Raw genomic sequence first — 14,772 nt, 5'->3', positions numbered from 1 at the left:
ACTCTAATTAATTAAACTATGCGAAAACTCGACTTATCAAATTTCTTGAAATGTTGCTGCCTTATGCTGTTGCTGCTTGGCAATTCAGCCCCCGGCTTTAGCCAATTGGCAATGGCCCGCAACAATCTTTCTGCATCAAAAACACATAACCTGATCCGGCAGACGCAGGAAGATGGCCGGGTATTGTTAAAGGACGCGCTTGAAAGCTTAAAAAGGCAATTTAATGTGCAAATAGCCTACCAGGAGGGTTTGCTGGACAATAAATTTGTTTCTGCGGGTGTGGCCGGTAATTTAAAACAACACGACCTTGAAGGCAACCTGAAACAGCTATTATCAGGCTTTCAACTCGAGTACAAAAAAATCAATGAAAATCAGATCTCAATTTTTTCATTGAAAGAAAAGGAAGAAAGCATAACAGCCAGGTCAGTAACCTTAGTTGCCAGCGTTTTAAAAGGCAAGGTAACGTCAATCAACGATTCGCAGCCTGTTATCGGGGCATCGGTATATTTAAAAAGCGACCCCACAGTAGGTACTATAACTGATGTTTCGGGTAATTTTAGCTTAAACATTCCCGATAAGTATAATGGTAAGCCGGTAACCATCGCTGTAGCCTATATTGGATATATTAAATATGAAACCACCGTTTCCGACTTTAATACTGTATTATCAATTAAATTGAAGGAAGACAACAATACCTTAAACGAGGTTGTAGTAACTGCGTTAGGTATCAGCAAACAGCGGAAATCCCTAGGTTATTCTGTTACAGAAGTAAAAGGATCAGAGTTTACGCAGGCCCGTGAAAATAACGTGGCTAATGCCTTAGCCGGTAAAGTTGCCGGTGTTAACGCGGCAGGTTTATCAACCGGCCCGGGCGGATCAAGCCGCATCGTGATCAGGGGTAACGGCGGCCTTGCAGGTGATAACCAGCCATTGTATGTGGTTAACGGTATGCCTATTGACAATAGCGTGCCAGGCGGTGCACCAACAGTAAACGGTACCACCAACAATGTTGACCGTGGCGATGGTATAGCTGCTTTAAACCCTGATGATATTGAATCTATCAGTGTGCTAAAGGGTGGTACCGCTGCCGCTTTATATGGTTCGCGTGCGGCAAATGGTGTGATCCTCATCACCACTAAAAAAGGCCGGAGCCAAAAAGGAGTAGGTGTGGAGTATAGCTCAACCGCTACTTATGATAATGTTTCCGTTTTTCCGGATTATCAATACGAATACGGACAGGGTGACGGAGGTGTAAAGCCAACCACATTAGCAGCTGCGCAGGCAACCGGCAGGCGGTCATGGGGCTCAAAGATCGATGGCTCTACCGATTATGTAGCAGTAGATGGCAAAACCCATCCTTACTCGGCACAAAAGGATAATCTTAAAAACTATTATCAAACAGGTTCTACCTATACCAACAGCCTTGCGTTTTTGGGCGGGACTGACGCAATTACTTACCGTTTTTCGGCTGCCGACCTGAATAGTAAAGGTGTTTTACCCGGAACAACGTATGATCGTAAAACATTTAACCTGGCGCTAACCAGTAAATTAAGCAGCAAGATCTCTATTGAAGCTTTGGCACAATATAATATTGAAACCGGTCATAACCGTACAGGCGCAGGTGATGCTTTGGGTAACCCAAACTGGACCCCGCTTGAAGTAGCCAACACGGTTGATGTACGCTGGCTTAACCCGGGTTATGATGCAAGCGGGAAGGAGCAGATCTGGAACGATGCCTCCATTGCATCAAACGGGTATTTTGTAATTAACAAATACAAGGAAAATGATGTAAAGAACCGTTTTATCGGCCAGGGATCGGTTTCCTATACTCCTATAAAAGATCTTACATTCAAAGCTACTTTAAGCAGGGACTTTTTTAACTACAATTATTCAAACATTCTGCCTAGCGGGACATTATATATACTAACCGGGCAATACCAGGCCATCCAATCAGATGTATCTGAAACTAACGAACTGGTAACCTCAACCTACAAAACAAAAATTGTAAACGATTTTAATGTTAGCGTGTTAGGCGGTGTTAACAGCCGTAAAAACGTCCTTAACCAGCAAACCATAAACGGTTTACAGTTTATCATCCCTTACTTTTATAGCACCACCAACCTGGCAACAACAGTCACTACGCCAAAAAATGCCAAAATAGTAACCAACTCCATTTTTGGTTCGGCTGATTTTGATTACAAGAGCCTGGCTTTTTTATCCTTCACAGGTCGTAAGGATTGGTTTTCAACGCTTAGTCCGCAAAGCAACAGCATATTTTATCCAAGTGTAGGCGGTAGTTTTATATTGTCAGATGCGGTGAAGCTGCCCAGCTTTTTTAATTTGGCAAAGCTAAGGGCTTCATGGGCGCAGGTTGGCGGCGGCGCACCTGATCCTTACGTTATTAACCTTACCTACAGTAACGTTCAAAGCGCAGACCAGCCGCTGCAAAACGTAACCAGTAACGATATTACCAATAGTAAGCTAAGGCCATACACATCCACAACTTTAGAAGGTGGTTTCGAGCTGCAAATGCTGCAAAACCGTTTGGGATTGGATGTTACCGTGTATGATCGTAAAACAACAAATGATATTGTAAATACTGCTATATCATCAACATCAGGTTATAACAACGTAATACTTAACATTGGCCAGGTTAGCAATAAAGGTATCGAGGTATTATTGAACGGCATTCCCATAAAATCAAAAAACTTTAGCTGGAACGCCAGCTATAACGTAGCTTATAATGATAATAAGGTAGTAAAGCTTGCCCCTGGTTTATCTACCATGCAAATAGCCAGCTCTGTAAATGGTTGGGGCCTGCTTGATAATATTGAAGGACAGTCATACGGTACCATTGTAGGCACCCGCATGCAAAAGGATGCAAAAGGTAATGTAGTATTTAACGCTACAACCGGTTTGCCGGTTCAAACGGGTTTGCAACAGCTGGGTAAAAGCGTTGCGCCGCTTACCATGGGTTTAACCAACGAGTTCAGGTACAAACGATTCTCGCTTAGCTTCCTGCTTGATGGGAAATTCGGCAACAAGGTATTCTCGTTAATGGAAGTATATGCCACACGCTTGGGTTTACTGAAAACAACCTTACCCGGCCGGGCAAACGGACTGGTGTTAAACGGTGTTGATCAGACAGGAGCGCCTTACACCAGGACGGTACCTGTAAGTGGCCTGCGTTCTTATTATGATAACTATAAAACGTACTCAGATCTGTTTGTGCATGATGGTAGCTTTGTTAAGCTGCGCCAGGTTATATTTTCTTATACTATCCCGGGAGTCGACTTAAAGGCTTTACATATCCAGTCGGCAAGTATCTCGCTGGTATCCAGGAACCTTTGGACCATCTACAAAAAGACGGATAATTTTGACCCTGAGGAAAGCTTTACCAACAGCAATACACAGGGGTTTGAATCAATTGGTTTACCCCGTACCCGCTCGCTTGGTGTAAACCTTTCTGTTAAGTTTTAATATTTAAAGTTGAATACGATGAAAAAAAATATAACAAAATATACTTATTGTTTACTGGTAATGCTTGGCATTATTACTGCACAATCATGTACAAAAAATTTCGATACACTTAACGTCAACCCCAACGCGTCGTCAAAAGCTATTCCGCAATATATATTTACCAAAGCTGAATATGACGGTACCACCCGCATGCTTGATCTGTTGCTGGGTACCATGCAATACACAACCAGCTTTAATGATGTTGCAGGTTTTGGCTCAAAATACGTTTTAAGTCAAAGCCAGCAATCGGCAGCGGCATTTACCAATGCTTATCCTAACGAGATCAATGAGCTTGTTGAGGTAATAAAGGCGATCGGTACTGATGCATCGCAGGTTAATTTGGTTGCTGAGGCCCGCATTTGGAGAGTGTATTGCTTTAGCCGGTTAACTGATCTTTATGGAGATATCCCATATTCGCAGGCCGGACAGGGTTATAACCAGGCTATCTACAAGCCGGTTTATGATGCCCAAAAGGATATTTATGCCGATCTGCTAAAAGAGCTTGACCAGGCCGCTACAAGTCTTGATGCAAGCAAAGCTACATTTGGGGCTGCCGACCTGATCTATGGCGGAAATACCGATAAATGGAAAAAATTCGCGTATTCCCTGATGCTAAGGTGTGCTATGCGGATGACTAAGGTTGATGTTACTTCAGCTCAGGCCTGGGCCACAAAAGCCATTGCTGGTGGTGTTATTTTAAATGATGCTGATATTGCCAAAGTGTCTTATGTAGGTTCCGGCCAGGACATCAATAAAAACCCAATGGCGAATGATCTGTGGAATAATGATTATGTAGCCCAGGATGGCGTTACAAATACCGAAGGCGGTAAATACCAGGATGTATTTATCAGCTATCTTAAAACAAATAAAGACCCGCGTTTGGGCGCTGTATCTATTGTTTACAACGGGGGAGTGGCTGATACTACCTCAGCTATACAAAAAGGCATGTCGTCATCATTAAATACAAAACCTGTAGATTTTGTAACGTACTCCGAGCCTAATCCTAAAACTATATTGCTGCTAAACTCTCCGCGCCTTGTATTTACAGCTGCCGAAAGCTATTTCCTGCTGTCGGAAGCGGCACTAAGGGGCTGGTATAGCGCTTCAACCGCCAGTGCCTTGTATCAAAACGGAATAAGCGCATCAATGCGTCAGTGGGCAATAATTGGCGGCAGCGCAGGTGCTATCAGTAATTTGCAGATCAATACTTATATAAGCTATCACCAGCTTAATACCGCCGGAACTTTTGACCAGCAGATGGGGCAGATCTATACGCAGTTTTGGGTGGGTATTTTCCCTGATGCGCAGGAAGTGTTTGCCAGCTACCGTCGCACAGGTTACCCTGCGCTGGTTCCAAATAACTATGTGGGCAATGCTACCGGAGGGAAAATTTTCAGGCGGATGCTTTACCCAATATCAGAGCAAAACCTTAACGCCGCCTCGTACGCGGCGGTCTTAGCAAGGCAGGGATCGGATGATTTCCTGACCAGGATTTGGTGGGATAAACAATAAAAGAGTTGTTAATTAATATAAATTGGTTTGTTTTAAGGAAGGACTTAGTCCTTCCTTTTTTTTGGGGTGCGACAACAAAAAAGCTGGTGCATAATTACCCGGGCCCCAGCGGAGCCTTCTGTTTTAAAAGCGATTTCCCTGCAGAATTAGCTACCAATATTAATACAGTTAGCGATTTTGTTTATTTTCGTACCTCACTACAGGTATATTTCACGCGCTTATGAAACCGGATTCACAGAATGTAACAGACTACACCAATAACAATACCATATTTATGGTTTGGAGTTTTAAGGATAACCTGGAGGTTAGCGCTGTTTTTAACCAGGTTTGCCAGCTGCTTATCAACCTTAATAATTCTGTCAATGTCCGTTTCCCTGCTTCCAGGGCAAGCTGTGTAATGGGGATAGGGCACGATGCCTGGCTTCGGCTTCAGCTTCCTGGTCCATTGCCTAAAGAATTAGTGAATTTTGTTCCTGTGGTTGGCGGGAAACACACAGCGGTTTCTTCCAAAGGGGACCTGCATTTTCATATAAGAGCGGATAACACAAGTATCTGCTATGATATGGCATCCGCAATATCGGATGTTTTAAACCCGGTTGCTATCAGTACGGAAGAGATTCATGGTTTCAGGTATTGGGACAGCCGTTCCATTTTAGGTTTTGTTGACGGTACTGAAAATCCCCAGGGGCAAGATAGGGAGTTCTTCGGTATAGTAGGGGATGATGATCCTGATTATAAAGGAGGAAGTTATCTTTTTGTGCAAAAATATATTCATAATTTAACAGCATGGAAAGGGCTTTCTACTGAACAACAGGAAAAAGTGATTGGACGGTCCAAATCGAATGACATAGAAATGGCGGATGATGTAAAGCCTTCAAATTCTCATATAGCGTTGTCCAATGTTGGCGACGAGCTTAAAATAGTTCGTGATAATATGCCCTTTGGCAATATGTCTACCAATGAAATGGGTACTTATTTTATAGCTTATGCAAGTACATTCAGCACTGTACAAAAAATGCTGAATAATATGTTTATTGGCAACCCCGAAGGAAATTATGATAGCATATTAGATTTCAGCACAGCAAAAACCGGCAGTTTGTATTTTGTGCCCACATTTAACATGATAGATGATTTTTCATCAAATTAAATATAAACTTAAAGTAACTAACCGGCTTAGGTCTGTTAGTTAAAAGACCGCCTGAACTCTAATGGCGAAAGGTTAGTTTTTGTTTTGAATAGCTTACTAAACGATTGCGGATGTTCAAAGCCTAACTCGTATGCAACTTCACTTACAGATAAGCTGGTGGTGGATAATCTTTCTTTCGCTTTTTCTATCAGCTTATTATGGATGTGTTGTTGTGCGTTTTGCCCTGTGAGAGAACGCAGCATATCGCTTAAATAACTGGGCGACAGATTCAATGTTTCCGAAAGATATTGAACTGTTGGAATTCCATGGCTTAAAGATCTTTCATTATCGAAAGATCTGTCTAGAATTTCTTCCAGCTTTTGTAACAGGTTGTTGCTTACTGCTTTGCGGGTGATGAATTGACGCTTGTAAAAACGATTGGCGTAATTCAACAATAACTCAATTTGAGAAATAATTACGTCCTGGCTAAAATCATCTATCCTGCTGTTCAGCTCCTCCTCAATTATTTTGAAAATTGAAATGATAGTTGCCTTTTCCTTGTCTGACCAATGCAAAGCCTCATTAGTGGAGTAAGAAAAGAAGCCGTATGTTTTAATTTTTTTTGCCAGGGGATAATTCCACAAAAAATCTGGATGGATCAGTAAAGTATATTGCGAACAGTCTGTGGTTTCGCTATCGCTACCGCCGCCAACTATTTGGTTGGGAGCTGCAAACAACAGGCCGCCTTCATCAAAATCATAATAATCCTGGCCGTATTTTAACCTTCCGCTTAGCTTAGCCTTATAAGAGATCTTATAAAAATGAAGTACATGCGGACCGCCCGGTCGGATTACCTGGCCCGGGTAATTGGCGCCATTGATCAAACTGATTAGTGGATGCACCGGCTTAGGCAAGCCAAAGGCCCGGTGCGCTTCTGACAAAGATTCGAAATTTTGAGGGCTTTCTTCCTTTTTCATGTTGCAGATTTAATACAATAATAACCGATAATATTGCAAATTACCGGCTATCATTATTTCTTTACTTATAGATTATTTTGCTCCACCCTGGGCTGTATTGGAAACATCTTCCCACGCTTCCCATTCCGCCAACCGTTCGGTATAGGCACTGCGCGTCCAGGATAAATTGTGACTGCCCAGGTTGATCCGCAGCGGCGGGTTTTCTGCATCAACAATTTTAAAGATGGCTTCAGGTGTAGCTTCCGGATCTCCTCTTTCCATACCTCTTAGGCGGCCGAAAAATTGCTCTTTAAAATCTTTGTAAATGTCAAGGCTGGGTGCAAATTTTAACGACTCCTGGCTGCCGAACTCGGTGGCGTAAGCTCCGGGCTCAATGATGGTTACCTTTATTCCAAACTCCTTAACCTCCGCGGCCAAACTTTCGTGGATGGCTTCGAAAGCCCATTTTGAGGAACAGTAATAACCTATCACCGGCAGGGTTACATGGCCCAAATTACTGGACGTACCCAGGATATGGCCACCACCCTGCCTGCGCAGCAAGGGCAAAGCCGCCTGGATAACAGAAAGCGCACCGAAAATATTGGTATCATACATCGCCCTTACGTCGTCAGCGCTGGCTTCCTCAATCGTACCAACAAGTGAATAACCGGCATTATTCAGAACGATATCAAGCCTTCCGAAGTGAGCATGCGCTTGCTCCACGGCTGTCTTCACCTGGTTTGGCTTGGTTACATCCAGCTCCAAAGTCAGCACGTTTGTGCCGTACTTTTCTGCCAGGTCGGCAATGCTTTCCAGCTTGCGTGCCGTAGCTGCTACCTTATCGCCACGCTTAAGTGCGGCATCGGCCCAAACCCGTCCAAAACCCCGGGAAGTGCCCGTAATGAACCAAACTTTATTTGCACCTGAATTATCATTTTGATGTGTCATGATTTTATGTTTTAAATTAACACAACAAAGGTCATGAGATGCAATTGGCTGGTTGTAGCCTAACTGAGGGATTTTGTAGCCAAAATGAGAAAGCGGGGATAAATCAAAACGATATTGCCCCGCCCGGTCAAGTGTTCTTCTTATAGGATCTCTACATATCCGTCTGTCCCATTCACCCGGATTCGCTGTCCGTCTTTGATCAGTTTGGTAGCATTTTCTACCGCGACAACTGCCGGTAAGCCATATTCACGTGCGATAACTGCTCCATGGGTCATCAGTCCGCCAACTTCGGTTACCAGGCCTTTTATGGAAACAAACAATGCTGTCCAGCTGGGGTCAGTAAAGGTGGTAACCAATATATCTCCATTTTCTATATCGGCATCTTGCATGTTTAAAATAACACGTGCCCGTCCTTCTATAATTCCGGAAGAAACCGCCATACCTGCAATAGCTCCGGCGGGGAGATCTTCCCGATTGTACTTACCGGCAATAATCTCACCATCAGATGTGATAATACGTGGGGGAGTTAGTTTTTCATATAATTTGTATTCATCTTTTCGTTTGCCGATGATTTGGTTATCCGGTTTATTTGTGCGTACTAGTTCGCGAAGTTCTTCAAAACTAAGGTAGTAAATATCTTCTTTTTCATGAATAACATTGGCTTGTACCAGTTGTTCGGCTTCTTTCATTAAAGCCTGCTTATAAACGAAGTAACGATTAATAAACCCGTATTTGGGATATTCACGATAACCGCTGAGATTCCGGAGCAGACTGATCATCCGTTTTGTTTCTTTGGCTTTTTGTTCGCCATCCGGCAATTGCTTCAATCGGTCCAGTAACTCTTGTTCTTTTTTCAAAGCTTCCTGTCGTCCCTGCTCAAATTTCTGATTACCTGCATTAGGCTCAAAGTTTTTGATGTTGCTGAGAATCACGGGAACAAGTGTTAATGGTTTTTCACTCCAGCGGGTTTTAGTAATATCGATTTCTCCGCTACATCGCATTCCGTATTTGCTGAGATAATCATAGATAGCATCCTGAGTTTCCTGTCCACCTTCAAATTGAACAAGCTCATCCAAAAAGTTATCATTTTTTACGTGTTGCAAGTAATCGATCACTTCCGGATAAGGGCGAATCACATCTGCGACATTCAACAGCGCCAGACCCATTTCTGAAGTGATATTGTTAGGCACAGATTGAGAAAGAACGTCTGCCGCGTTTTTTTTACCTAACCATTCGTCCACTTTTTCATTGATCCAGAACGCAGCATTTATACCGGTCATAAGCACACCAAAACTTTGCGGGTCAAATGCGATCTTTTTTAATTGCTGGAGATCTTCCAGGATAAAATCAAACAGGTCCGATCCTGATTTGGTTTGGATGTTTTGTTTTAACGTTTCTATCGATGCTTTACTACTCCTGATCAAATCAGAAACGATTGTTGGATCGTAATCATTTAGTGTTTGATAATTCGCAGGTGATACAGCTTTATTGCTTTTATCCGGGCCGGATTCTTTTTTATCATCCGGTAACAATTTAATAAAATCTTTCCGCTCTATGATGGTTGTAAGTGCGTCTTTTATGAGTGGATCGGATTTTCCCAGGGTGACGTTTACCAGCGTTTCTCTGCCGGCAGGTGAAGCCAACATAGCTGTAATATCAATAAATAATCTTCCACCGGCAGTACGCATGGGTGCCCGGGTCGTTAAAAGCCAAACAGACAATCCTAATGGTTTCATGGCATCAGTCATCATTTGTTGATGACCGACAGATACATAAACGTGATTCTCCTGGTCATTCGCTTCAGGGATGGGGTATAAAGTAGTGATTGGCCTGCTTTGGACAATATAAAACGTATCGTCGGCCAGGCACCATTCGATGTCCTGGGGGCTACCAAAATGCTCTTCGATCTTTCTGCCTATATGAGCCAACTGTAAGATCTGTTCATCCGTCAGTGCTTGCCTGGTCTGATGCTGAGGTTCAATCTCCTGCTCTTGTGTACCGCCGCCTTTTAAAGCGTAAATAGCTAATTTCTTAATGGAGATCATTTTATCTATAATATTGCCGTTACACACCTTATAATTATCCGCATTCACCAGTCCGGAGACCATGGCCTCACCAAGCCCGAAGCTGGCATCAATAGATAACACCTTCCTGTTACCGGTAACGGGATCGGCGGTAAACAAAATTCCAGCCGCCTGCGGGAACACCATTTGCTGAACAACCACAGACAGGTAGACTTTACGGTGGTCGAAGTCGTTTTGAATGCGGTAGGTTACCGCACGATCAGTAAACAGGGAAGCCCAGCACTTGCTGATATGCTTTAGGATCGCCTCCTTCCCGATAATGTTCAAATACGTATCCTGCTGACCTGCAAAAGAGGCCGTCGGCAGGTCTTCCGCGGTAGCGCTCGACCGCACAGCAAAGGCATCTTCTTCACTAAACTTTGTGAGATAACCCGCAATCTCTTCTGCCAGATCTTCAGAAATAGGTGCGCTTTCGATGGTCGTACGGATCTTTGCGCTGATTTCGCTTATATTTTTCCGCTCATCTGCCTTCAAATGCGTTAATTCATCCAGCAGGCCGTTAAGCTCCCGGTTATTTTCGGTTACTTTTTTATACGCGTCGGTGGTAACGCAAAACCCCGCCGGCACCCGGATCCCTTTGATTCCGGACAGTTCGCCCAGGTTAGCACCCTTGCCGCCTGCAAGCATTAATTTTGATTTGTCGATTTCCTGAAAATCAAGTACATATCCTGTTTTTTTTACTGTGTTTAGTTTGTCTTCCGATAGCATACTGATGTTTTTTTAGAGATGTGAAAAGTCAAAAATATAAGGTATGACGGATCAAAATACAGTTTTTTAACTATATTTTTTTTCGCGCAATATGATGGAAACGAATACGTTATGTTTACAACAAATGGGGGTTAGGAGGAGGGGGATACGCTTCCGGGCGTATGGGCGTTCCTGGTCTTTTGCATTCATGCGGACGTGCGTTTATGTTTGAATAGACAGGGGTTGCATGGCGTTAATAAATAAAAAAATGCCCGCGTTGATAGCAAACGGCTGCCTAAACGCGGGGTACGGGTAGCCACCTCTTCGGGCCTTTGCCCGGCACACACGCCAGAGAGGGCGGATGTAGCCGAATCTGTGGTTGTTGTAACCCAAAAAAGATTGTAGTTCTCTACGCTGACTTAAAAAAACAACAGATTGATAAATTTTTTGCTTCTGTTTCAGCAGGGTCCCTTTCAGGAGCACCTTAATGCTATTAAGTTAAGGGGAAACACAAACGCAATTCTTCCCCAAAGCCTGGTAGCCCCCTCTAAATCTCCACAGGTAGGGGAGACTTTAGCTTCGCCCATGTTTATTTTTTCAAGTCCTCCCAACCGGGCTACCGTGTACCCATATCCTTTTATAAAACCCCAGAGAGGTTCAATATTGGTAGAAAAATATCAAAAAATATTTTTTGTGCCGTAGGTACAACACCTATTCCACCTTTTGGTTGGTTAAAGAAAATCCGTGGTAAAATAGTCCAATAGGTTTCGCACCTATGGAGCGAAAATTTATTATTTTCTATTTTTCTACCAATATTTTGCTCCTACCGGAGCAGCCTTTCTTGATAATTAATTGAAATAAAAGATGTGGGTACACGGTAGCCAACCGGGGAGGATTATTCACAGTTGTTTATTTTAATAGGCATTCATGAGGGCGTTGCCGTTTAGGTGGGGCAATAGAATATTGCTATGTGGTCAGTTATAACCAACGTTCTCTTAACTTAATAGCATTGAATCTACGCCGACTTAAAAAAACAACAGATTGATAAATTTTTTGCTTCCCAATTTATTTTGATAAATTAGCTAATGAATTGAAACAGCTAAAACCAAAGATTTTTATCTGTCAGAAGGATTAACCTAAACAACCTTATCATGAAAAAACTACCTGTTCTTATCCTGTTGGTTGCAATTGTATGCAAAACCACCCTGCTGAGCGCACAAAACAACAATCTTACCGGGCTATACAACGCGGCGACCAAGCTTGCCATGATTGCCGGCAGTGCTCAAAACATCGACACCCTGATGACGATAACACCAGCTAACCCCGTGCTGAAATGGAAAACAATTCACGGAAAAAACTACGTATTGATGGCGTCGTTTACCAGTTATCTCAAAGGTTACCCGGTAGGAGATTCAACAACAACTACAAGGGCGATCTGGATGTTTATCCCGGGGCAGATGCAAGGCCGGCTGCGTAATAAGATGACCCCGAAAACCGATACTATTATGAAGCTCAACCAAATGCTGGGCTTGCCGCCGGTATCAGGGGACACCCATATTGCGCAATTTTGGGTGCAGGCCGATGACGTTTTCCGACCAGCCGGAAGTCCCAGCATCACAGTGCCGAAAGCTTCCGGGACGCTGGACACAAATGCAACGCCGCAATATAAGCTTTGGTTTAACGCCAATATTATCAGCTCGTATTTTATGCCCCTCACCGGTAGCCAGGTTTATTATCCCTGGACCCGCATGGGCTACACCTACAATTGGGCGCCCGGCGCTAAACGGGTTGGTGTTAGTGAATTTGTACTAAATGCAAATTCAGGCATATGGGTGGAAGCTTTGTATAAAGCAAGTGATTATTTTAAGAAGTAGATTTTGTAGGGTGTAAGACCTTTGTTGGGGGAAAATGCCGGCTGGCGCAAGGTGTTTCGCTTGTGGCCTAACGATATAATATTTTCCGCTTGTTCAAGCATTTTGCTTGAATGCCAACAATTTAAGCGTCTCGCTTAAATTCAAATTAATAAATAATCTTTAACAGGCTTTCTGGATTAGCATTGCTATACTAATATTCATGTGCCGTGCCCACAAATCCCACCCTTACCGGTTAAGGTTGCAAAATAAAGTTCGTTGGTTGAGGCATTGCGTGACATGAAATAAATATGGACTTCTACTTTAAAATAGCAATGGTTTCTAATTTAAACTGGACGCTTAAATTTTTGTGTGTCCAAGCGGCACACTTGGACAGGCGGGGATTTAACCTTTCCTACCTTTGCGGATGCTATTTTCTGCATTTTGTCAAGTAATTCATACCACTTGTCATTTCGTTTATGCGATATGCTGTAATAGGCGTTTCTTTAGTATCCGTATGAGAATATTCCCAAAATCATTATTACTCCTGCCGCTTGTTTGTGCGGCGGTGACTAGCTTTACTTTATTCCAACCTGCCGCCAACGATCTGGCCGTTGTACAAACAAAGTCGGGGCTTATTTCCGGCACCACCAATGCCACAGGCGATGTACATATCTTCAAAGGCGTACCTTTTGCAGCGCCCCCGGTAGGCGAACTGCGGTGGCGGGAGCCGCAGCCGGTCGCCCCCTGGTCAGGCATCCGCAAATGTGACCGCTTTGGGCCGAATGCCATGCAGCGCAAGCCCGTTCCAGCGGATGCTTATGGGGAAGAAATCCTGATACCCGAAGATTTAAAAATAAGTGAAGACTGCCTGTACCTCAATGTCTGGACCCCGGCTAAGCAGCCGGGAGAAAAAAGGCCGGTCATCGTCGTGGTACATGGCGGCAGCTTTACCGCCGGATCGGGCGCTGTTCCTATACTGGATGGGGAGCAAACGGCAAAGAAAGGTGTGGTGGTGGTAACCATCAATTACCGCCTGGGCATATTCGGTTTTTTGGCACACCCTGCTTTATCCGGGGAATCCCCCCATCATGCTTCTGGTAATTACGGGATACTGGACCAGATCGCCGCCTTTAAGTGGATCAAACAAAATATCGCTGCCTTCGGCGGCGACCCCCAAAATATAACCGCAAACGGGGGATCAGCGGGTTCCTGCGGCGTACTGACGATGATCGCCTCGCCGCTGAGCAAAGGGTTGTTCAGGCGGGCCATTTCAGAAAGCGGCCCCTTGTTCAAACCAAATCATTGCCTGACCCTCCGGCAGGCAGAGGCAGAGGGCCTGAAAACGATGAACGAAAAAAATGCAGACGACCTTTCGGCAATGCGGGCCATACCTGCAGAAACCTTACTGAAAGGCGATTACATGCGTTTGCCCGTGGTGGACGGTTATGTATTGTCCGACCAAATCCTGGCTATTTTTACTCGGGAAAAGCAGAATGATGTGGACCTGCTGATCGGTTACAATACCGGTGATGATGATTTAGAAACTGCGCCCCTGACGGCAGCAGCATTTACGGCAGCAGCCCAAAAGCGGTACGGGCAAAAGGCGGAAATATTTTTAAAGCGTTACCCGGCCCATACTGATGACCAGGCCGCACAATCGCAATTATTTTTGACCAGGGACAGCGTATTTGCCCTGGAAAACTATATATGGGCCAAATGTCAGATCAGCCATGGAAAATGCAGGGCCTGGTTCTATTATTTCAGCCATGCTGCACCCGGCAAGCCCAACTATGGGGCGTTTCACGGTTCGCAAACCGCTTATGCTTTACACAACCTGTATAAATGGAACAAGCCCTTTACCGATTGGGACAGGTTCTTAAGTAATGCTATGAATGGTTACTGGATCAACTTTGCAGTTACAGGCAACCCCAACGCTAAAGATTTGCCCAACTGGCCCGCATTTACCATAAAGCATACCCGGGTGCTGCAATTGGGTGAGCGGATCACGGCAATTCCCCTTCCTGCCTTGCCTGCTTTTGAATTCTTTAAAAATTAACTATCTATATGCATGAAAAATCCATGCTCCG

General features: G+C 44.1%; 8 protein-coding genes. 5 read left to right on the top strand and 3 right to left on the bottom strand.

Going from position 1 to position 14,772, the window contains the following annotated elements:
* The first annotated feature begins 18 nt into the window (after positions 1-18).
* The 3 genes from BUE31_RS05615 to BUE31_RS05600 all read left to right on the top strand — a co-directional run bounded on the left by BUE31_RS05615 (position 19) and on the right by BUE31_RS05600 (position 6,178).
* Positions 19-3,480, top strand: coding sequence for a SusC/RagA family TonB-linked outer membrane protein (locus BUE31_RS05615; protein ID WP_073401024.1), 3,462 nt, complete (start codon positions 19-21; stop codon positions 3,478-3,480).
* A gap of 18 nt (positions 3,481-3,498) precedes the next feature.
* Positions 3,499-5,031 (top strand): SusD/RagB family nutrient-binding outer membrane lipoprotein, encoded by a 1,533-nt coding sequence (locus BUE31_RS05610; protein ID WP_073401022.1) that lies wholly within the window; start codon positions 3,499-3,501, stop codon positions 5,029-5,031.
* Positions 5,032-5,251: 220 nt separating this feature from the next.
* Positions 5,252-6,178 carry a Dyp-type peroxidase gene (locus BUE31_RS05600; protein ID WP_073401018.1) on the top strand — a complete coding sequence of 309 codons (927 nt, stop codon included), beginning with the start codon at positions 5,252-5,254 and terminating at the stop codon, positions 6,176-6,178.
* 35 nt (positions 6,179-6,213) lie between these two features.
* Here the strand turns inward: BUE31_RS05600 and BUE31_RS05595 are convergent, their stop codons facing one another.
* The 3 genes from BUE31_RS05595 to ppsA form a co-directional block, all read right to left on the bottom strand.
* On the bottom strand, positions 6,214-7,134 hold the full coding sequence (locus BUE31_RS05595; RefSeq protein WP_073401016.1) for an AraC family transcriptional regulator: 921 nt from the start codon (positions 7,132-7,134) through the stop codon (positions 6,214-6,216).
* A gap of 72 nt (positions 7,135-7,206) precedes the next feature.
* Complete coding sequence (locus BUE31_RS05590) at positions 7,207-8,061, bottom strand: SDR family NAD(P)-dependent oxidoreductase (protein ID WP_073401014.1); 855 nt, start codon at positions 8,059-8,061, stop codon at positions 7,207-7,209.
* Positions 8,062-8,201: 140 nt separating this feature from the next.
* Entirely contained in the window at positions 8,202-10,853 is a 2,652-nt protein-coding gene (gene ppsA, locus BUE31_RS05585; protein WP_073401012.1) for a phosphoenolpyruvate synthase, read from the bottom strand.
* 1,130 nt (positions 10,854-11,983) lie between these two features.
* Between ppsA and BUE31_RS05575 the strand changes: the two genes are divergently transcribed.
* Together BUE31_RS05575 and BUE31_RS05570 are read left to right on the top strand one after the other, a co-directional pair.
* Positions 11,984-12,706, top strand: a complete 723-nt coding sequence (locus BUE31_RS05575; RefSeq protein ID WP_073401008.1) for a hypothetical protein — start codon at positions 11,984-11,986, stop codon at positions 12,704-12,706.
* 493 nt (positions 12,707-13,199) lie between these two features.
* Positions 13,200-14,741: a carboxylesterase/lipase family protein gene (locus BUE31_RS05570; RefSeq protein WP_073401006.1), complete on the top strand. Its 1,542-nt coding sequence runs from the start codon at positions 13,200-13,202 to the stop codon at positions 14,739-14,741.
* Positions 14,742-14,772: the final 31 nt, after the last annotated feature.

Origin of the sequence: Mucilaginibacter sp. OK098 (assembly GCF_900142915.1) — a bacterium.
Taxonomy (GTDB): domain Bacteria; phylum Bacteroidota; class Bacteroidia; order Sphingobacteriales; family Sphingobacteriaceae; genus Mucilaginibacter.
This window is presented reverse-complemented; position numbering and strand designations above follow the sequence as displayed.